The organism is Pseudomonas sp. Sample_24 (assembly GCF_004307605.1).
In the GTDB taxonomy this organism is placed as follows: Bacteria; Pseudomonadota; Gammaproteobacteria; order Pseudomonadales; family Pseudomonadaceae; genus Aquipseudomonas.
This window is the reverse complement of sequence record NZ_RCNW01000254.1, coordinates 1-21089: the sequence shown is the minus strand read 5'-3', so window position 1 is coordinate 21089 and position 21089 is coordinate 1. Positions and strand designations below refer to the sequence as shown.

Sequence of the window (21089 nt, the reverse complement as noted above, 5' to 3'; positions counted from 1 at the left end):
TCAATTGTCCGCCTGTACAAACGCTTCGCTGCTGCCATGAATGCCGGCCTGATCAAGAGTCAGGTCGATGTGGGTGACGCCTCCCGTTGTGATTGGCACGGTGTAGCGCCATCGGGTTTCCGATAGATCGCGGTAGGCGGCGAGAATGCCTACGTAACGGCTTTGCGATTGCACGCTGAGCTTGAGTTCATGATGTTCGCCGGGACGCAGTTGCAACTCTTCACTTGCCACCAGGTCCGGGGCCAGGGACTTCGCGGCTCGTTCATAGAGGCTGAAAAAGTCGGCACTCTCGAATGCAACCGGGTGCTTGAGCTCAAAAAGACGCACGACAATCGGTGAAGGACGACCGTTGATGTCCGGGTTCAGCTGGTCACTCGCGGACAGCTTCAGATTGATTTTCGACAACGTGGAATACGGTGTTAGCGATGCGCATGCGGTCAATAGCATGAGCGCGGTCAGCGCGGTCAGCGCCTTGATAAAAACAGTCGAACGCCGAGACATGCCTGTCATCCCTGAAGGTCGTTGTGGAGGGTAGAGATCAAACGAATCTGCTCTTCATAGGCTTGGGAAAAGTCACGGGCCAACAAACGTTCAGTCCATTCACCATCCTGAAGCAGCGCCTGGTGATAACGGCCATAGGCTTTCCAGCGACTGCCGGACGTTCCCAGCAATGACGTGCTTTCACGCTCGAAACGAAGCGTCAGTTGCTGCGGTGAAAAATGTTCTACGGCACCCTTGACCGCCGCGCGGCTGGCGGCGAGCAAAGCCACCTGGTGCGCCTGAAGGTCGCGGAAAGCGCGGGAGATGGCTTGATCTGCCGGTAACTGACCTGACTTGTTGGCCAGCAACATGCCCAACAGCTCTTCGGTATCGATCCCATACTTGAGCGGGTTTGAATGGATACCCTGCAATGTCGTCTGCGCCAGCCGAAGCTCGTTTTTCAGTTCGTTGCGGGTGCGCAGGCTTTGCTGTAAACCCCCAATGCTCTGCTTGAGCAATTGCGCGGCTCTCAAGGCCAACGCTTCGCGGGCGCCAGTCTCGAGACCGTCGAGCTCCACGCCCAGCGCAGTACCAAAACGCTTCCAGAAATCTTCAGTCAGGCGCTCGGCAGGTTTGTGAGTCGTTAGCGGTTCAGATGCCTGAGGGGCATCAACCAACTGCGGCACTCTCATGTTTTCCATGTCGATGCGTGCAAAGTCAGCACATTGCATCGGCTCCTGAAAAATCGTATCGAGAGCCGTGAACTCGTCCAAGTCGAAGGCAACACGTTGCTGCTGATCCACGGCACTCAACGGATCGAAATTGAGGAAGACTTCATCAGGAATGATGTTGACTGTCGTTCGCGGCCTGCTGGCCTGGGTTTCAAATGCCGTGGACAAGTCATTGAGTCGCGCACGGATTTCGAAATCACCCAGCAGATAAACGCTGCCGGTTTCGATAGGCATCGCTTTATCTTTGGGCAGTTGTGTACCGGTTGAGCAGTCCTGAATACCGTTGCTGCTGATATCGGTCAGGAAGAACGCATTGTCGCGGCAGCTGATCAAGGCGTGTCGGCTGGAAAGGTGACGCTTGCGGTCCGGAATGATCCAGTCGCAATCCTCACCTCGGCCGATCATTCCGCCTGACGGGGTGAAGGTTTTCTGGCACAAATCTGTCGGTACGAACTGCTTGCTGCTCAGTATTTCGAGAACCAGCTCCATCTTGTTGATGCTCCTTGCAGTCACTGGCCGCGATGGGCCGCATGCGGATCACCCAAGGGGCGATAGGTGTTGTCGTTGAATTTGTAATTACCACCGCAACCAACCACGCCGCTTACAACGACGAAAGTCAGCAAGACGGCAGGCCAGTAGCGAACAGGCATGCGGAGTCTCCGAAGAACTGAAAAAGAAAGTGAGTGCAGGCAATCGAATCGGCAACCGTGACGGCGCGCTATCCATCGAGATCCCCAGCGCAAATGTTCAAGCGCCCCAGCCGGTACAGCAGGGTGCGGCGCGGCAACCCGAGTTCACGGGCGGTGCGCGTCTGATTACCGTGGTTTTTGCGCAGGCAATCGATCATCAGGTTGCGTTCGAATCGCGCCAGCCGTTCGCGCAGGTGCAGGCTTTTGTCTTCAGCATGCAGGTCCATGGGCAGGCAAAAATGCCCCGGCAACAATTCGCCGCCGTCACACAAGAGCAGGGCTCGCTCTACCATTGCTTTGAGCTCACGCACGTTGCCTGGAAAGGTATATGCAGCCAGATGGCCAAGCGCCGCATCGGACCAAAGCACCGCATCCCGTTGCAGGAGTGCACAAGCCTTGTCCGCGAAGTAACGAGCCAGGTCGAGAATGTCGCCTTCACGCTGGCGCAAAGCCGGCAACTCGATCGGAAACTGCGCGAGGCGGTAGTACAAGTCCTCGCGAAACTTGCCTTCGCTGACCAACAACGACAAATCCCGGTGCGTCGCCGCAACAATCCGCACATCGACTTTATGGGTGTCGTTGCAACCCAACGGTCGAATCTCTCCCTCCTGCAAAACCCGCAACAATTTGGCCTGCAGAGACAACGGCATGTCGCCGACTTCATCAAGAAACAAGGTGCCGCCGTTAGCCGCATCGAACAGGCCGGGACGATCCCGGTCGGCGCCGGTGAACGCACCTTTGCGATAGCCAAACAACTCACTCTCCAACAGGGTCTCGGCGAATGCCGCACAGTTCTGCACGATGAATGCCTGAGTGCGTCGAGGCCCAGCCGCGTGGATGGCTCGCGCGACTACTTCCTTGCCGGTACCGGTCTCACCCAGCAACAGTACGGTATAGGGGCTATGAACGACCTTGTTGATCAGGGAATAGGTGCGACGCATGGCGGGGCTTTTACCGATCAGTCCATAACCACTGGCATTCGGGATACTGACCGGCACAGGCCGCGTGTTGCCGCCAGGTTGGCGCAAGCGCTGCAACAGTTGTGTCTGGCGCAGTGCGAACGCTCCTAACTGACCAAGGGAGCCGGCGAATCCCTGCAGTTCAATCGATCGATGGCTGGCACACAGCACTAAACCCTCAACCGCTTTTCGTTGATTCAATAACGGCACACACAACAACGATTGCCAGGGTCTGGGCTGAAACGGCAGGAAATCCGTGTCATGCAGGCTGTCGCTCAATGAACCGAGACACACCACGCGGTTCTGGCGCAGCGCAAAGTGCAGCAATGCTCGATCACTGTAATCCGCCTGCAAACTCGAGCCGGCCCGGGGTTGCAGAATTCCGTCGAGGCACTCGCTGTTGAGCCCGAGGGCGTTGTGAGTCGGGTCCAGAAGGTATAACTGCGCCAACTCGCAACCACTCAGTTGCGTGACCCCGCGCAAGAAATCCCCCAGCAACTCGTCGCCATCTGCCGCCCGTGACAACCCGGAGAACTGCTCCACCAGGGCCTCGGCGTACACCAACGGCTGCTTCAGGTTCGCGAGCATCGCCCCCATTTCAGACAAACTCGCAGACAACACAGGCATCGGCATCCAGCGTCGCATGGACATGCCTGAGGGACTGTCCTGTAGCCATCGAATCGAGTACACGATCGGCTATTCGAGGCAGTACATGCAGATCCAACAAGTGGTCAATAAAGCGCGCACCGCTGTCGCTTTGAATACAGCGCTCGGCCAGGTGATCGACGAGGCTTTGTCCGTAGGTGAAACCCAGCTTGCGACGGTGCATGCGCTCGCCCAAACGGTCGAGTTTCATTTCAATCAACTCGCGCAGTACCGACCCGCCAACGGGGTAATAAGGCACGACACGCATGCGCGCCAACAATGCCGGTTTGAAATGCTGGCTGAGGATAGGCTCAATGGCTTGCTCCAATACTTGTGCGGCGGGCCGCCCGGCATCTTTGCAAAGCTCGCTGATCTGCTCACTGCCCAGATTCGAGGTCATCAGGATCAGCGTATTGCGAAAGTCGATTTCCCGTCCTTCACCATCGTTGACCACGCCTTTGTCGAATATCTGGTAGAACAGGTTGAGGACGTCTGGATCGGCTTTCTCGACCTCATCCAGCAATACAACCGAATACGGCTTCTGACGTACTGCTTCAGTGAGCATGCCGCCTTCACCGTAACCGACATAACCGGGGGGCGAACCGATCAGGCGCGAAACTGTGTGTTTTTCCTGAAATTCAGACATGTTGATGGTGGTGATAAAACGATCACCGCCATACATCAGGTCTGCGAGCGCCAACGCAGTTTCGGTTTTGCCGACACCACTCGGACCTACCAACAGAAACACACCTAGCGGTGTGTCTGGCCTGTGCAGCCCGGCAGCCGTTGCGCGCATTGCACGATCCAATGCCTCAATGGCGGGTTGCTGACCACGAATACGCTTGTGCAGGTCATTGGCAAAACCGGCGACCTTGGCATTGTGCTCTCGGGCCAGCTGCGTAAGAGGCACACCGGTCCAAGCACTCACCACTTCGGCTACCAGGCGCGGACACACTTCAAAACTCACCAGTCGTTCATTGCCCTGCGCTTCGATCAGAGCACGATGAGACTCAGTGAGAGCCGCCTCCAACGTCGCCACACATTGGATTTCATCGGCGTGCCGTTCGGAGCATTCGCCACCCTCGTCGATGCCAATCGCAGCCCGCGCCTGGGACAGTTGCCGGCGTAGAGTCAACACAGATTCGGCTATGCCGACCTGCTTGTGCCATCGGGTCTGCAGCGCTGCTGTTTCCACTTCGAGATCGTGCAGGTGCGCTTCCAGAGCGTGCAAGGATTGATGATCGATCAACACACCCGCTTCGGCATCGCGGCGTAGCGCCTGGCGTTTTCGCTCACTTTCCGCCAGCTCGGCCTGCAACTGTTGCAGGCTTTGCGGGGCAGCGGCCAAGCTGATGCGGACTCGGGCGCATGCCGTGTCGAGAACGTCGATCGCCTTGTCTGGCAACTGCCTGCCCGTAAGGTAACGAGCAGACAATTTCGCGGCCGCCACCACGGCATCATCGCGCAAATAGATTCCGTGGCTTTTTTCATACACAACGGCGAGGCCACGAAGAATCGTCACGGCTTCGCTGACGGTGGGCTCAAGCAATTGCACCGGCTGGAAACGGCGGGCCAGTGCAGGATCTTTTTCGAAGTATTTTTTGTACTCGGTCCAAGTGGTTGCCGCGATGGTTCGCAATTCGCCTCGGGCCAGCGCCGGCTTCAGCAGATTGGCCGCATCGGAGCCACCGGCAGTGCCGCCAGCGCCGATCAGGGTATGCGCCTCGTCGATAAACAGAATGATTGGTCTGGGCGATCCCCTGACCTCATCGATCACACCTTTGAGGCGCCGCTCGAACTCACCTTTTACGCTTGCACCGGCTTGCAACAAGCCCATATCCAGCGACATCAACTCGACACCGCGCAACTCCGGCGGTACGTCACCGGCAACGATTCGCAAGGCCAGACCTTCAACGACAGCCGTTTTACCGACGCCCGCGTCACCCACCACAATCGGGTTGTTTTTACGGTGGCGGGCGAGGATGTCGATCATCTGGCGGATCGCATCGTCGCGACACAAAACCGGGTCCAGATCGTTGTCACGGGCCTGCTGAGTCAGGTTATGGGTAAATCGCTCCAACAGTGACTCACCGCCCTTGGCTATGTGATTGGTGGCGTGCTGCGGTTGCTCCGACAACGCACACTCCCTCAGCCGCTCGGCGTTTAGCCTGGCGAGCAAAAGTTGATAACGACTGCCGGCGTAACGCATTGGATTACGTAGCAGTGCGAGAATCAGCGCGGCCTGGTCTATCTGGCTGCGCCCCAATTCGAGATTCGCCACCAGCAAAGCATCCTGCAGCCATTGCACCAGCTCTGGAGCGAACACCGGGTTGCGTGAAGCGCTATGCTCGGCCGGCAAATGCAAAGCCCTGATCAGCTCCCCCGCATCGACTTCAGCGTCTTGCAATGCACGGCCGAGCAAACCTTGCGGACGCTCCAGCAAGGCCAGAAGCAAGTCCTCGATGAGCACTTTGCCGGCGCCACGTCCGACGCAACGTTCGGCAGCGCTTTCCAGATCACGGCGGCTTTGGGCGTCCAGCGCCTGAATGAGTTGTTGCAGGTCCACGTTGATCATCAGTCACGTCCTTAATGAATGTTGCTGCCCAGGGTCACAAGACCGTCGGCGTGCTCACGCCCTACCCAACTGGTCCACCCCAGGCGGCAGGCGCTCCGCTCGCCTATGCGAAATTCGTGGATCTCTTCCTGGCGCAGCAGCAGGCGAATGTCGTAGTCGAGCGGATCTCGCAGGGTGAACCGAACCAGTGCACACAGGGGTTGATAGCCGAAACCGACCGGCAGAAATTCATGAAAGCGTTGCAAGTCGAGCTCACGGATATGAATCCGAAACTTGCCGCTGCGATCACGAACGTATTCGCCCAGTACCAGATCCTCGCCCAGCGTGCTGTTGGCACGACCAAGGCGATTGCGTTGCTCATGCAGAATGTCGACGCGACGCTCAACGCATTGCTCGATGAAAATCTCGGCGTGCTTGAAGTAATAACGCAGCACGGATTCGATCAGGGCTGCCGAGTGGGCACGCAAACTGAGGAGCCCGAGGTAGGGCAAAAGACGTTTCCAGTTCAGCTCGCCAGCCTTGCGGATTTCAGCTCCACCCAGACCGATCAGAGCAAACAGTTGCGCCGAAAAAGGGTCGATGGCGCCGCTCTTGAAGCCGGCGCGATACCGGTATTTGCGCCATATCGGCAACATCAATCGCTGCAGCCGATGGTGAAAGAGATCGAGGAAGCTGCGAGTCGCGTTACCGTCTTCGCTGTCACCCAAGGCCTGCTCGACATAGAACGATGGCAGGGGTGAACCGGAGCCTGTCAGGCTGATCAGGTTGAAACGCAATCGCGCTCGCAACTGCCCGTGCTCCTGAAAAAACTCCACGCGGTCGACGTCACTGCCCGGGAAACCCAAGCTTGGATTGGCCTGGAACTCCAACTGCTCGTACAGTTCTTCTTCGCTCATGCAGGGGTGCGCCTCGCGCAGCCGATCCATGACGGCCAGCACCGCCTGGAACAGCGAATACTCGCGTATGACTTGACTCAGCCTACTCAAAGGAGAGGCTGCAGACCCATGCGGGGTAGCCATTGGTACACCTCTCCCTGTGTGCTGATGACCCGCAGCTCGTGATACGAATTGAGGCTGGCATAAAGCGCAAAAAACTCATTGAGGACCGAGGCGAACACAAACAGATCGCCTTCGCCGATATACCCTTGCGGGTCGATGGTCAGCTCCGTTCGCAAACCCCGAACCGGTAATCCTCGGTGCAATCTGTCGACGTGCTGATGCTTGATCGACTTCAGCCCACCGAGCAGACGCTTGCTGATTTTTTCAGCGTGCTGGTCGTAGTAGCGGGGCAAGTCATACGTTTGGAGAATCACTTTCAGTGCATTGACGTCCGCCAGGGACAGGTAGTTGAGCGACATGTTGCTGATCAACTTCCAGAGAAAGTCCCGATTGAGCGGTGGCGCAAAACACGCGGTGACCGGTGTGATGTTGCGAAAGCTCAAACACTCAGGTGTCCGTTCGCAGGCTTGATTGATGTCACCGAGCTTGAGTTTGCGCGCAAGGTTCTGGTTGGTGCAGACCAGCTCAATCGAAAGGGTTTCCTGCACGTCGGCAGGGTGCGTGCCGAAGCTTAAGTAAGTGTCGAGGCCGTCGTGCACCAAGGACGGCCGCTGGCGCACGCTGTAATGCGGCCGCCGGGTCGGCACATCGAAGCTGGGATCATGCTCGAACGATTCAAACGGCACATACTGGCGATAACCCAATCCACCCGGCCGCCAGCCGGTAACGGTTTCCACTGAGTACACACCGCAGCTTTGCTGGTTATACCGGGCAGGCAAAAGCAGGTATTCATCCTGTTTGCCGTCGAGTCGTACCGGCATCGCATCGTGTTTGAACAAATTTACGATGGGTGTGCAGTGAAGCTTCACGTTATCAAGGGTCGGACGCAGTCGTTGCAATGCGCTTTTGCGAATATCGAAGCGCAACTCCAAACCTCGCACTTGCTTGATGCTTTCTTCAGGCAAGGTCTTGAGCAGGTCGAGACCATTGATATCGACGAACAGGAATTTATCCTGAAAAGCGAAATACTCCTGCAGGTAGCGATAACCGCGGAAGGTATTCAGCGGATATGGCATCAACGCTTCGCCTTCGGCAAAACCCACCGGTTGCACACACTCATCTGCTAGCTGCAATGTCATTGGCAGATCATTGGCCCCGACAAGCGGCTCACCCGTCCCATCCAGCGGAATCAACTCGACACCTTGCAGATTCCGCAAAAGGCTCAGATACAGCATTTGGCTGATGTAACGTTCGCCAGCAAAGTGCAGGCGCAAGCGACGCAACTGCAACTCGCCCAGATGACCGTCAGCCGTCAATTGCAGCCGCAGGCTCAACAGCGAACCATCACCCTTGACGGAGTGGCTCAACCCAACGAGATCCAGCGCTGTCACTTCGGTGGCATAGCACGTGCGAAAACGGCAACGCACGTCTTCAATCGGTACGCTCTCCACTGGCGTGTCGCGCGCAACCGTCAACGCAGGCTCCGAACGTGCCAGGGGACTGAATTGCAACATGCTGAAGGCCGGAACCGGCCGCATGTAATTGGGCCATAGCAGTTGCATCAACGAATGGCTGAGCTCAGGCAATTCGTCGTCGAGCTTTTGTCGCAAACGTCCGGTCAGAAAGGCAAAACCTTCCAGCAAACGCTCCACATCAGGGTCTTGCCCGGTCTGCCCCAGGTAAGAAGACAATGCCGGATTGCGCTCGGCAAATCGACGACCCAACTGGCGAAGCGCGGTGAGTTCACTTTGGTAGTAGTGGTTAAATGACATGGCGAGCTCCAGATATCATTGGCTCACCATGACCTGACCATTGCCATCCAAGCGAGCGGCAAAACTGACCTGACGCTTGAAACCATCGACCTCCAGCAAGCCTTCAATACAGAAGCCCAAACGAAGCAGATCGTGTTGCTGTAATTGAGAGTACACACGCACATTGCTCAATCGCGGCTCGTAGGCTTCGATAAATCGTTCGATGTGCAAACGGGCGCGATTCAAGGAGTCGTGCAGGCTCAGGCGCATGTCATTGAGATCCGGTAATCCGTAATCTGCCAGCGTCTGCACACTGCCTGCACGGGTGCTGAGCATCTTGGCCAGATGAGCAGCCACGGACGCCATGGCAGAGTTTTCCAGACTCCATCCATCACGTTTGGCTGCATCGCCATTCAGGCGTTCGAAGAGGCTGCCGTATCCGGCCATGGGTCAGTTCCGCCTACTCTTTGTCCAGTTTGCCAACCAGAGAAAGGGTGAAGTCGGCCCCCATGTACTTGAAGTGCGGGCGCACGTTGAGGCTGACGCGGTACCAACCGGGCTCGCCATCCACATCGCTGACAGTGACTTGAGCCGCCCGCAGTGGTCGCCGGCCGCGCACTTCGGCACTCGGGTTTTCCTGATCGGCTACGTACTGGCGAATCCACTTGTTGAGTTCCAGCTCGAGGTCGGTCCGCTCTTTCCACGATCCCAGTTGCTCGCGCTGGAGAACCTTCAGATAGTGGGCCAGCCGATTGACGATCATCATGTAGGGCAGTTGCGTGCCGAGTTTGTAGTTCAGTTCGGCAACCTTGCCTTCGGCGCTGATGCCGAAGTGCTTGGGCTTCTGTACGGAACTGGCGGAGAAAAAAGCGGCGTTATCACTGCCCTTGCGCATTGTCAGGGCGATGAAGCCTTCCTCGGCCAGCTCGAATTCACGACGGTCGGACACCAGCACTTCGGTTGGAATCTTGGTTTCGATTTCGCCCATGCTTTCGAAGTGATGCAACGGCAGATCTTCAACCGCACCGCCGCTCTGTGGACCGACGATGTTCGGACACCAGCGAAACTTCGCAAAGCTATCAGTCAACCGGGTGCCAAATGCGAATGCCGTATTACCCCATAGATAGTGCTCATGACTGTTGGCGACAGTTTCTTTGTAGACGAACGATTTGACCGGATTTTCTTCCGGGTCGTAGGGGTTGCGCAGCAGGAAGCGCGGCACGGTCAGGCCAATGTAGCGGGCGTCCTCTGACTGACGGAAGCTTTGCCATTTGGCGAATTGCGGGCCTTCGAAATGATCCTTGAGGTCTTTCAGGTCCGGCAGGCCGGTAAAGCTGTCCAGACCAAAAAACTCCGGACCGGCCGCGGCAATGAATGGCGTATGGGACATGCAGGCAACGCTGGCCACGTATTGCATCAACTTCACATCCGGTGAACTGGGGGACATGAAGTAATTGGCGATGATTGCGCCGACGGGCTGGCCACCGAACTGACCATATTCCGCGGTGTAGATGTGCTTGTAGAGGCCGGCTTGCATCACTTCCGGTGAATCTTCGAAATCGTCCAGCAGGTCGGCTTTGGACACGTTGAGGATTTCGATCTTGATGTTCTCGCGGAAGTTGGTGCGATCAACCAACAACTGCAAACCACGCCAGCAAGACTCCAAAGACTGGAAGTCCGGGTGGTGAAGAATTTCATCCATCTGCTGGCCAAGCCTGGCATCGATCTCGGCAATCATTCGGTCGACCATGGCCTTTTTTACCGGTTCACCGCTGTTCTTTGGCTTGAGTAACTCCTCTATAAAAGCCGACACGCCGCGCTTGGCAATGTCATAGGCCTCATCGTCCGGGGTCAGGCGGGTTTGGGCAATGATGCTGTCGAGCAGACTGTTTTCACGGCTCTCGGTGTTTTGCTGTTGTGCTGCATGGGTACTCATGTGGCTTCCTTGGCGGCAGAGAGATCAGGCTCGCTCGGTTGTGGCATCCAGTCCCAGCTCGGCCAATACGCGGCTGCGGGATTCGTCGTTGGCAAGCACACCTTCGATGGCTTTACGGAAAGCAGGCGCGTTACCCAGCGGGCCTTTGAGGGCCACCAGCGCGTTACGCAGTTCCATCAGTTTTTTCAGTTCCGGGACTTGTTCGACCAGGCTGGCCGGATTGAAGTCTTTCATCGAGCCGATGCGCAGACCCACGGCCAACTCTTCAGTACCGTCGTCCTGAAGCCGGTTCGGCACGCTCAAGGTGACCTGAAGCTCTTGCTTTGCGAGCACCTCATCGAAGGTCATCTTGTCGATGCTTATCGGTTTGCGGTCTTCAACTTTTCGCTCGTCCTTACGCTGGGTGTAGTCACCGATCGCCACCAGTTTGAGCGGCAATTCGATTTCTTCCTGAGCGCCCCCTATGGCGGGCTTGAACGTTACGTTGATGCGTTCCTTTGGGGCTACCGAGCCTTCTTTGGCCATGGCTATTCTCCTTGCGGTTTTGGCCCGGAGGCCTAGTCGAGTGCCACTTCAAGATCGAGGTGGCACAACCTGCGATAAATCTCTTCCTTGCATTCGCGCACCGCATGACTCTGCGGCAACAACTCGCAGCAGCTGTGCAGCAACTGCAACACTTGCAGCGCAAGTGCCGGCTCCCAGGTTTGCAGGCCTGCATCGCGTAATGTCTGGTCGAGGTTTTCAAGTTGGGTCTTGGCCAATTCGTATTTCCTGGCCTTGAAGCACAGCTGCGCGAGGGTGAACTGCCAGAAAAACCGAACGCGCCCACCTTGGGCGCTTTGCATGTGCTGCTTGAGGATTTGCACCGCCGTCTTGAGGCCGTCCTTGTGCAGGATCGGCAAGACGTCTTCCAGCGCCAGTTCCCAGGCAGGCTGGGTGTCGACGACTTCGGCCTTGCGCGGCGCGCTGGGGTTTTGCAAATGCGGCATCACGAAGGCGCTGATCCAGGCGCGGGTGGCAGGATTGGCGAACGGTGCGCCGTCATGGAAACGCAATTCGATAATGGCTGGCAGGCGCTGAATCAACAGCGCGAAATGAATTTCCACTTCGCGCATGGCCATTTCTGCATTAAGGCCTTGGAGGCACTCCCAAACCATTCGCTGACCGTCGAACCAGAACGGTGCCTTCGCCAGGCTTGCCTCCAAACCGACCAGCAGGTCGGCGTACTTCGCTTGGTCGTGATGGTCTTGAAAGGTTTTTAGCTTGTCGGCCGGCAAGCCACGCAAAACGGTGATTTGATCGGCATTACGCTCTGGCAAGGTTTCAATGGGCAGCCAAAGCAGCGTGCGATTGAGGCGCAGCGCGCGCAGGTCAGTGGCATTTTGCTTGAGCCACCAAGCGCACAAAGGGAGGGCGTTTTCTTGCTGGGCACGCAAGGCCTTGTGGGCTTCTTTCTCGTTATCGATCGGTGCGCCGGGGGTGAATAGCTGTGTGGCGGCCTGCTTGACCTGGGCCATCGCGGCGCTCACTACACCAGGTTCCGGTTGATTGTCGGCAGCACGCTGGACCCTGTTTTTCAAGCGACGGGAGATCGGCAACAATAACGGGGCTTCGTCGCCCAGCTGCTCGGTGCAAGCAGCGTCGAGGCCTTCCAGATGCTCCACCAGACGGCGGAACAGCGGAAGTTGCTCCTTGATCGCGATGTTTTCGTTCAACACCTGCTCAAGACGCGGCACCAACCAATTGATGGCAGCGCAGCGGGTGCGGGATTTTTGCGGGTAAATCTCGGCCCAGTGGTTTTCACACAAGTGATGCAGTAAACCGAGACCGGCCAGCAGACCCGGGAAGGATTCACCCTGGTAGAGCGCCCAGGTCAGCCAAGCACCAACGCGCAAATCCTTGGAATGGCTGCGAAGTACGTTCTCGCTGGTTTCGCGGATCATCAGCCAGTCGATCTGACCGCTTTCATGCATGGATTGGGCTTTACCCAACTCACTTTCCAATGCCTCGTATTCACTTGAATAACGGGCATCATCGCCTGCGAATTTCTCTGCGAACACTGGCGACCTGGCAAGATCAAGGTAATGCGCCGAAAGCTTGCTGGAATAGGTCATATGAACTTACAACTTGCGTGCACAAGTTTTATTGCAACCTGATGCCAATCTACAGCTGGAATTCTGGGCAAAGGTCTCGACTCCGTGTTGAGCAAACGCGCTTCCGTTCAAGGGTCGAGAACTTACTTTGTTGACGAAGAACATGTCTGTAGGAGGATTCGCCACTTAGGTGCGACTGATCCTTCAGTCATGTAAGACAGGCAAGAGCGCCATTGTCTGCGGTTACGCCGTCGACCAGTTTGTGCATCCAGACACCGCTTGGTAACTTGATGACCTGTTAACTATTCAAGCAATTAACAACCCCGATTGGTGTGTTCTTCACCTTCGGGGTTTTTCTCGTTCCGGCGCCCGGCACACAGTTGGGAGCACAAAACCCAACACAGTTAACTTCCCTGTTTCCGCAACGCGTGTAGGACGCGTCCGATTTGATCTTTTGGGTCATGCGGTCCACCTGTGTCTCGGTACTTTGCACAAGTACAACTTGATGAGTCATCCAAGGAGCGAATTGTCAGGGAGACAATTGATGTTTTTATGGCACATGGTGCCCACATGGCACGAGATAGAAAACCGAATCACTCGAGAGATGGGTTACCAGGGAGGCGCCCGGTATCGCACTCACTTTAACGAACCCGCTCCCTCCCTCTCGCTCAATATCCGTCGGATCAACAGCGTCAGGTCTGCCTTCATTGAGGCTGAGTGGGAAGCGGCTCGCTTATTGAGACAACGCTTCGCTGACATCGATATCGCCAGCGTTCTTAACGAGCTGATCGAAGTCGTCGCTCAAATGGCGATGATCGTTGCCGGCAGTGTATTGATCGGCGGAGCCATCGGCGCAGGGACCGGCGCGTTTCTCGGCGGTGTGGGCGCCATCCCGATGGGCGCGGCTGGCGCTGCGATGGGCTTGCAAGTCAGCACGTGGATATTGGGCATACTGGGCCTGACGTCCATTGCCGAGTTCTTCACCGAAGGTCTGCCACGCATTGGCGACTATTACTGGCGTGGCATCCACATCGCGTGGAACGGCCCACGCAGTGAGGGAGGTTTAGACCCGTTCAGGCCGGATGATTCATCTGCCCGATACAGCGCCACCCAAGAGATTGCACGTGGCCATGTGGAGGTTGTCGTCCTGCTGCTGGGCGCCATCGTGGCTCACATCACCCGTGGTCGAGGCAATGCGGGCGTCCTCGCCCAGGAGATGCGAGCCAGCCCCAAAGGCGCGCGACTAGGCGAATGGATGCTCAAGCACGAAGACGCCCTGAAAAAACGCCCAGACCTGCAAACCTCAGCACCGCACCGGGGGGCTCTCAGCCATCAGGACCCTGCGCCACCGGCAAATCACCCACCAAACAAAGACAAAAACCCGCCCAGTGACAAGCCGAACGCGATGCCGCTTCATAAAGTCGAATGCTTCAAAGCGGACAAGCTGCCAGCGTCTAAAATCGGAGAATTCGAACGGCAGTTGAAGGGACAAGAAGACGGGCTGAATCGGCTGACGGTTGATGAGTATTTGGAGAATATTGCTAATCCGGTGAAGCGTAGTCGTGAAGCTGCCAGACAAGCTCGAAAAGAATTACAAGACACTTTGCAAGAGCGTTTTCTGAAGGAAAACTTGCGAACGATGAGCTTCACGGCTGCAAGAGAAGAGAGCGTGAAAAAAGCCAAGGAAACAATGTCAAACCTTGCAGGACTGCATAACCCCGATCTGAGCGCAGGTGGCAAAGATATCATTGCTGACTTCGGTGATCGGCGAGTTAACTCCAGCATAGGCCCTCAGTGGAGACCGAAAATTTTGAATTTGAAAAAGGCCGCCGAGGCAGTGCCCGCGACGCTACGCGGCCAGACGTTTCTAAATGTCAAACTTCATAAATGTTAAGGAGAGCTCGACAATGGATGAGGTATTTTCGATTTTTCTGGAGACATTTGGTGCACCTGTTGATCGACAGGAAGTACCGGCGTCTAGTATCGAACGTTACAAAGGCAAGCTGCCTAATCAGCTGCTTGAATACTGGGCGGAACACGGTTGGTGCGGTTATGGCGATGGAATTTTCTGGATCGTTAATCCACAAGAATACGACAGTGTGGTGGCATCTTGGATTGAAGGGACTCGTTTTGAAGAGATTGACACATACCATCTGATTGCTCGTAGCGCCTTTGGCGACTTGTACCTCTGGGGCGAGAAAACGGGATTTTCGCTTAAGATAACCAGCGTGCTTTCTCGTGTGGTTGTTAAAAACCTCGAAATCAATAATGACGATATGGACAGAGAACTGCAGGCTTTTCTGCTTTCCAGAAATGTGGACTCCAACGATTATGGTGACCTGTTCAAACCAGCAAAGAAAAAGCTCGGCACCCTTCGTCACGACGAAATGTACGGCTTCGTTCCAGCCCTGATGTTCGGCGGCCCGGACACCCTCGATCATCTTGAGAAAGTGAAGGCGGTGGAACACCTCACCCTGCTCTCCCAAATCGCCGAACTTCAGCCTTACAGTTTTTCGGATCTATAAACGATCGGCTCCGGGTCTCGTCTCGGAGTCGTCAAAGGACTAAGGCGATACTGAATGGACAAAGTATTTACCAGATTTTTAGAGAAATTCGGTGGGGCAATTGATAGGCGGGAAGTACCCCTTTCTAGCTTCGATCGCTACCGGGGCAAGCTGCCCAATCTCTTATTGGAATACTGGGCCGAGCACGGTTGGTGCGGTTACGGTGACGGGATATTTTGGATCGTAAACCCTCAGGAATACGAGGGGGTTGTGGCTTCCTGGACTGAAGGAACAAAACTACAAGAGCGTGATACCTATCATTTAATTGCTCGTAGCGCTTTCGGCGACCTGTACCTCTTTGGTGAAAAAACGGGATTCTCTCTTAACATAACCAGTGTTCTTTCTCGCTGTGTTATCGACAATTTCGAAATTACAAATGAACAAATGGATCGGGAACTCCAAGATTTTTTGTTATCCATGGATGTGGACACAAATGATTATGGCGAGCTCTTCACACCAGCAATGAAAAAACTCGGCCCCCTGCGTCACGACGAGATGTACGGCTTCGTTCCAGCGCTGATGTTCGGCGGCCCGGACACCCTCGATCATCTTGAGAAAGTGAAGGCGGTGGAACATCTCACCCTTCTCTCCCAAATCGCCGAGCTCCAGCCCTACAGTTTTTCGGATCTATAGACGGTGGGCTCCGGGGCTCGACTAGGAGTCGTTTTGATCGTTCCTACGCTCTGCGTGGGAATGCCGCCATGGATGCTCTGCGTCCACCTGTGACGCGGAGCGTCACGGGATTCATTCCCACGCAGAGCATGGAAACAATCGGCATGCATATTCAACAAAAGCAACAAAAGGAGCAACAAAAGGGGACGGATCCATTATCCAGAGCTGCAAAGACAGTTCGAAAAAATAAATCCGTCCCCTTTTTGTTTTAAGCCTGAAACCGCACAGTGGAAACCTTAGCGCCAAAACTTTCCAGCCGCTCTTTTACAGGATCAAGAGACGCATATGCAGGCTTAAAATGGCCCGAATTGTTCGTAATACTGAAACTTTTAACTCCAGTTCGGGTGATCTCCCCAGCACTAATCACTTTGGGACTACCGGCGGCCACGCTCAAACCAAGGTGACCTGAACTGCCTATAAAAAGCTCTTCATGCTGGGTGAAAACGAAACTTACCTGATTACCACCTAATGTCTTAGTCCTAGACTTATAGAGCTGGTGTGTATCTGGAATTAATTTCAAGCTTTTTGCAGAAGATACCTTTGCTATCGGAACCCTGAGAGAATAGCCTTTACTTCTCGCTTTTTTGTACTGTTGGAGTATGACTTCAGAGGGCACATCTTTATCGAGTAGCCTTTCATACATCGTATAGTGGCTAGACAATCGTGGTGTTGGAGGTGGAGAAAAAGAAAATGCTGGTTTCTCTTTGATTTTGAATAATGTTTTAAAAAATTTCCATGTTGAAATGTGACCGCTTTCATCATATCGATTAATCGGATCCCCTGAGCAATACGCATATGAGTTCAATCCACCCCGCCCAAATGGACTTAAACTATCGGGACTGTTGAAACGCATCAAAATTGGGTTAAATGCTCGATATCCATTACCCAGCAAATAGTGTCCAGTTATCGGTTCTGGTCTTGCGCCGTTAAATCCTAATAAACTAAGCAAGCCGTCTCCAGTTAGACGATGCCCATAAGGTGTGTAGGTAATGGAACTAGAATGATTGGCCCTGACTACCTGCAACACCGAGCGCATTTGATCTGTCACCAAAAGTGAGGATTCCACCAAATGGTTCTGCCGATCATGTTGAGCCAGTAGTTGATCGTCGTGTTGAAAAATAGCGCGTTGCATAGAACCTTGAATTTCCGTGGCCAAGCGATTTTTACAGTAAAAGCGTTGAAGCCCGGCATCATCTATAGGTGTCGTACTGACGAGTCGGTCCAGCGGATCGTAGTGATATCGGCAGAGCACATCTTCTTGGGGGAAAGGCATGGGCTGAACTCCGGAAAGTTCCGATTTAGGTAATTCATACTCTATATTCTGCGAAGGCCTGTCTACTATCAGAACTGATAGGTAGAAATCCGTTGCGAAGGTCACAGCTGAGTTGCCGGTAAAGCGAAAAGAGGACGACCGAAAAGGCGATCGAATAGGGGACCGACCGAAAAGGGACCCGAAAAGGGACCCGAAAAGGGACCCGAAAAGGGGACCGAAAAGGGGAGACCGAAAAGGGGACGGATCTATTTTGATCGTTCCCACGCTCTGCGTGGGAATGCCGCCAAGGAGGCTCTGCGTCCAACTGTGACGCGGAGCGTCACGGGATTCGTTCCCACGCAGAGCATGGGAACGATCGGGGGTGCACAAGCGCAAAAAAAAGGTTCATCACGGATTACCGGGAAAGACGCTCTTGATCTTCATGAAAAAGAATTCGCTATCCCGGTAACCGTACGCCATCCGCTTAATGACCTTTATTCGATTGTTTATGCCTTCCAACTGGCCCGTATGCATCGGCCAGCGAACCCGGCTCACGATGCCCCGCCAGTAAACCTTTAGCCGTTTGGCAAACTGGATCAGAGCCGGTATTTCGCTCTCATGCGCATGGCGCAGCCATTGCTTCCAGGCCGCTCGCCAACTCCAGGCAGTACTCGGCGTCCAGAGTGTTTTGAGTTCAGCCTTCATCAAATAGACCGTCATCAACGCTTGGTTGGCCGCCAGCAGATCCTCTAAGTGGACCTGTTGTTCCGGCGCTTTCAAGTTCTGCGGATTGCGCAGCAACAGCCATCGCGCCTGCTTGATGACCTTGCGTGCAGGCTTGTCGTGACGCAACCGGTTAGCCTCGTCGACGCGGACCCGATCAATCACCTCTCGGCCCAGAGTGTGTAAAAACGCTTTCGTATCTTGATTGCGTCAAGCATACGTTCATGGGTGATGCGATTGCCCAAGCGTTTGCCGCGATAAACATTACTGACGTTCCATAGCGGTTATGGAGCGGTTCAGCACCTTCTGGAGCAGAGAAAACCTAGGCTTTACGTCGCCATCGCCTTCAGCAGGTCTGCTGTACCGATGATGTTCATCACCCGCTTCATGTTGTAGGCGAGCACATTGAGACTCATCTCCGCGCTTACCCCGACCAGTTTGCGCGTCAGGAAATGCGTTGAGCCCATCCATTGTTTGAGCGTCCCGAAGGGATGCTCAACCGTCCTTTTTCGGATTCGCATCATGTCCGGTGCATGGTTCAACCGACTCTGCATTTCCTCCAGCACCGCTTCATGTTCCCAGCGCCTTACTCGACGATTTTTGCTTGGTGTGCACTGCGTTTTCAGTGCGCAGCCCTGGCATTTCGAACTCCAGTAACAGTGCATATTCATGCCTTTCTCAATACTGGAGAAGCGCCAAGGCAGCGACTCTCCCGCCGGACAGATGTATTCGTTTTTCGTTGCGTCATAAACCAAAACACCTTTGTCGAATCGACCATCCGCCTTGGCGCTTGAAGTCATCGGCTTTGGCACGTAGGCAGTGATGTCCGCGTCGTGACAAGCAAGGATTTCTTCACTCTTGAAGTAACCTCGGTCAGCTACCACCGCCAACGTTTCTGACGCCATGGCATCGCGAGCCTGCTTCGCCATCGAGCTGAGTTGATCGCGGTCGGAACCGACGTTGGTCACTTCGTGCGCAACGATCAAATGGTGCTGGGTATCGACCGCCGTCTGCACGTTGTAACCGACGATTCCCGTGCCGCGCGTCATCATGGAACGGGCGTCTGGATCGGTCAGTGAGACCTGTTTATCCGGCGATTCATTGAGCTGGATTTCGATCGCCTGAAGCTCTTTCATTTGAGTTTTGAGCTTGGCGATTTTCTCTTCCAGCCGCACGGCTTTGGGCTCAGAGACTGTGGGTTCTTGCCGATCGGCAGCATCAAGTGCCGCCAGATAACGGTTGATACTCGATTCAATTTCTTCCATGCGCCGCTTCAGTTTGGCGCTGGTGAAATTGCGGTCGCGATTGTTGACGGCTTTGAATTTGCTGCCGTCGATGGCGACCAGATTTTCTCCAAACAATCCCAACTGCTGACAGAGTACGACGAACTGGCGACAAACGCCTCGGATGGCCTTGCTGTTGTCTTTTCGGAAGTTGGCAATGGTCTTGAAATCGGGCATCAAACGGCCGGTCAGCCATATCAGTTCGACGTTGCGTTGGGCTTCTCGCTCCAAACGTCGGCTCGACTGGATGCGGTTGAGATAACCGTAGATATAGATCTTCAGCAGGATTGCGGGGTGGTAAGCAGGCCGGCCAGTGTCAGCAGGAATAGCACCGTCAAAACCCAGACTGACCAGGTCGAGTTCATCGACGAAGACGTCGACTATGCGCACCGGATTGGTATCACTGACGAAGTCGTCGAGGCTTTCGGGAAGTAAGGTGCCTTGGCCTCGATGTTCACCTTGGATGAAGCGCTTCATGGGCGATCCCTGCGATGAAATCCACAGAAATCATAGCAGGGCTAAGGGCGGTATTCTGTTCAGACATTGATGCGTTTTTCGACCGCCTGTAGTTGCCTTACCGGGTCCCAACCACTCGGCGACGCTTGAGCTTTGCTCCACCAAAGCATTCCTTTAGAGATCCATGATTTCCGCAAATCAGCATGAGCAGATGTCGCGTCATCGTAGCCAAACTGCGTACCGCAGGACGGGCACATGCCAAACGAAGAGCAACCAACCTCATCGTATGGAGGCTCTTCAAGCCCGGGGTATCCACAAACCGGACAAAGATATGAAACGTTGCTTGCAATCATCCAACCCCCAGATTTCTAGCCTTTAGCCCACGTTGTCGGCGCGCCTGCTGATCTCCGGAATCTTATACTGAATCTGAGCAACTGACGTCTGACCTGGGCTGAGTAGGGCAAAGCATTCCAGAGTGGAAGCGGCTAACAAGGGTTTTGACACACTCTGGGCCATATTTGGCCACCACATGGAAGAGGTCGTAGACCACTCGCGCGTTGGGACAGTGCTGACGAACCTCCAGGTCAAAAGCGGTGTTCATGTCCATCGCCACCGCTTCGATGCGTGCGCAACCCTCGGGCCCCAGCTCTTCGAAGAAAGGCCTGACCGCTGCTCGGCTGCGGCCTTCACCGATCCACAGCACTCGTCGTGTATCCGCATCCAGGACCACGCTGGCGTAACGATGACCTTTGAACAGGGCGAACTCGTACATCACCAGACGTCGCGGTTGTGCCTTTGGCAAAACGCTCAACGCTGCTTGCAAGGCTCGACGCTCCAGCAACCGAACGGTGTCCCAATGCAGCCCAAACAGTTGAGCCACGTGCAGTGTGGGGAGGCGTTCGCAGGCCTGAATGACCGCTTCGGCCAAACGCCGCGTCATGCGGGCATAGCGGTCCAGCCAACTGACCGCCTCCATGCGTTTACCGCAGTCACGACAGCCCACCCGCCTGAGCAACACGCTGAGGCGCACCGCACGGCCGAGAATCGGCAAATCGCGGACGGTTCGCTCGCAATACTCATGTGTGGTTGAACAGGGTTTCTGGCAGCCGCCACAGGAAGGAAATCGGGTGGCGTGGGGAATCAGTTCGATCTGTAGGGCGTCACCATCAGGCTTGATGTTGACGACAGAAAAGCCCTCCCAAAACGGAAGGAAAGTATTAATATCGAGCATAAGAACGCCGGTTTGTTAGATGTGTTTGCTCGCACGAACATCATCAATCAA

Annotated in this window: 17 protein-coding genes and 1 pseudogene; 3 read left to right on the top strand and 15 right to left on the bottom strand. The window is 55.1% G+C overall.

All coding sequences use genetic code 11. The features are described from left to right. The 11 genes from tssJ to tssA form a co-directional block, all read right to left on the bottom strand. Positions 1 to 501, bottom strand: a complete 501-nt coding sequence (tssJ, locus tag D8V06_RS14250) for a type VI secretion system lipoprotein TssJ (RefSeq protein WP_130931171.1) — start codon at positions 499 to 501, stop codon at positions 1 to 3. 5 nt (positions 502 to 506) lie between these two features. Further along, positions 507 to 1700 carry a type VI secretion system-associated FHA domain protein TagH gene (tagH, locus tag D8V06_RS14245; RefSeq protein WP_130931170.1) on the bottom strand — a complete coding sequence of 398 codons (1194 nt, stop codon included), beginning with the start codon at positions 1698 to 1700 and terminating at the stop codon, positions 507 to 509. A gap of 20 nt (positions 1701 to 1720) precedes the next feature. Next, positions 1721 to 1861, bottom strand: coding sequence for a hypothetical protein (locus D8V06_RS14240; RefSeq protein ID WP_056854189.1), 141 nt, complete (start codon positions 1859 to 1861; stop codon positions 1721 to 1723). A gap of 68 nt (positions 1862 to 1929) precedes the next feature. Next, on the bottom strand, positions 1930 to 3447 hold the full coding sequence (locus tag D8V06_RS14235; protein WP_056854374.1) for a sigma 54-interacting transcriptional regulator: 1518 nt from the start codon (positions 3445 to 3447) through the stop codon (positions 1930 to 1932). A 10-nt stretch (positions 3448 to 3457) separates the two neighbouring features. Then, entirely contained in the window at positions 3458 to 6079 is a 2622-nt protein-coding gene (gene tssH, locus D8V06_RS14230; RefSeq protein WP_130931169.1) for a type VI secretion system ATPase TssH, read from the bottom strand. Positions 6080 to 6090: 11 nt separating this feature from the next. Further along, complete coding sequence (tssG, locus tag D8V06_RS14225; protein WP_130931168.1) at positions 6091 to 7098, bottom strand: type VI secretion system baseplate subunit TssG; 1008 nt, start codon at positions 7096 to 7098, stop codon at positions 6091 to 6093. After that, a complete protein-coding gene (gene tssF / locus D8V06_RS14220) occupies positions 7062 to 8849 on the bottom strand; it encodes a type VI secretion system baseplate subunit TssF (protein WP_130903787.1) in 1788 nt (595 codons plus the stop codon). The genes tssG and tssF overlap by 37 nt, the downstream gene beginning before the upstream one ends. A 15-nt stretch (positions 8850 to 8864) precedes the next feature. Further along, positions 8865 to 9275: a type VI secretion system baseplate subunit TssE gene (gene tssE, locus D8V06_RS14215; RefSeq protein WP_056854193.1), complete on the bottom strand. Its 411-nt coding sequence runs from the start codon at positions 9273 to 9275 to the stop codon at positions 8865 to 8867. A gap of 13 nt (positions 9276 to 9288) precedes the next feature. Next, complete coding sequence (gene tssC, locus D8V06_RS14210) at positions 9289 to 10764, bottom strand: type VI secretion system contractile sheath large subunit (protein WP_056854194.1); 1476 nt, start codon at positions 10762 to 10764, stop codon at positions 9289 to 9291. A 24-nt stretch (positions 10765 to 10788) separates the two neighbouring features. After that, positions 10789 to 11289 (bottom strand): type VI secretion system contractile sheath small subunit, encoded by a 501-nt coding sequence (gene tssB / locus D8V06_RS14205; RefSeq protein ID WP_056854195.1) that lies wholly within the window; start codon positions 11287 to 11289, stop codon positions 10789 to 10791. A gap of 32 nt (positions 11290 to 11321) precedes the next feature. Next, the gene (tssA, locus tag D8V06_RS14200; RefSeq protein WP_056854196.1) at positions 11322 to 12878 is read right to left on the bottom strand and encodes a type VI secretion system protein TssA; all 1557 of its coding nucleotides are present in this window, start codon (positions 12876 to 12878) and stop codon (positions 11322 to 11324) included. A gap of 523 nt (positions 12879 to 13401) precedes the next feature. Between tssA and D8V06_RS14195 the strand changes: the two genes are divergently transcribed. Genes D8V06_RS14195 through cas5 form a run of 3 tightly spaced genes read left to right on the top strand, consistent with a single transcriptional unit; the run spans position 13402 to position 16054 of the window. Continuing rightward, positions 13402 to 14751: a DUF6861 domain-containing protein gene (locus tag D8V06_RS14195; RefSeq protein WP_130931167.1), complete on the top strand. Its 1350-nt coding sequence runs from the start codon at positions 13402 to 13404 to the stop codon at positions 14749 to 14751. Between the two features lie 13 nt (positions 14752 to 14764). Continuing rightward, the gene (locus tag D8V06_RS14190) at positions 14765 to 15382 is read left to right on the top strand and encodes a GAD-like domain-containing protein (protein ID WP_130931166.1); all 618 of its coding nucleotides are present in this window, start codon (positions 14765 to 14767) and stop codon (positions 15380 to 15382) included. A 54-nt stretch (positions 15383 to 15436) separates the two neighbouring features. Further along, complete coding sequence (gene cas5, locus D8V06_RS14185) at positions 15437 to 16054, top strand: CRISPR-associated protein Cas5 (RefSeq protein WP_130931165.1); 618 nt, start codon at positions 15437 to 15439, stop codon at positions 16052 to 16054. 247 nt (positions 16055 to 16301) lie between these two features. Here cas5 and D8V06_RS14180 read toward each other — a convergent pair whose 3' ends face one another. The 4 genes and pseudogenes from D8V06_RS14180 to D8V06_RS14160 form a co-directional block, all read right to left on the bottom strand. Next, positions 16302 to 17366, bottom strand: coding sequence for an RHS repeat-associated core domain-containing protein (locus D8V06_RS14180; protein WP_130931164.1), 1065 nt, complete (start codon positions 17364 to 17366; stop codon positions 16302 to 16304). A gap of 387 nt (positions 17367 to 17753) precedes the next feature. Then, positions 17754 to 18242 (bottom strand): annotated as a pseudogene (locus tag D8V06_RS14175) (transposase); the annotation flags it as partial. A 155-nt stretch (positions 18243 to 18397) separates the two neighbouring features. Continuing rightward, positions 18398 to 19828, bottom strand: coding sequence for an IS1182 family transposase (locus D8V06_RS14170; protein ID WP_130931163.1), 1431 nt, complete (start codon positions 19826 to 19828; stop codon positions 18398 to 18400). 394 nt (positions 19829 to 20222) lie between these two features. Further along, entirely contained in the window at positions 20223 to 21038 is an 816-nt protein-coding gene (locus D8V06_RS14160) for an ISL3 family transposase (RefSeq protein WP_241667823.1), read from the bottom strand. Positions 21039 to 21089 lie beyond the last annotated feature (51 nt).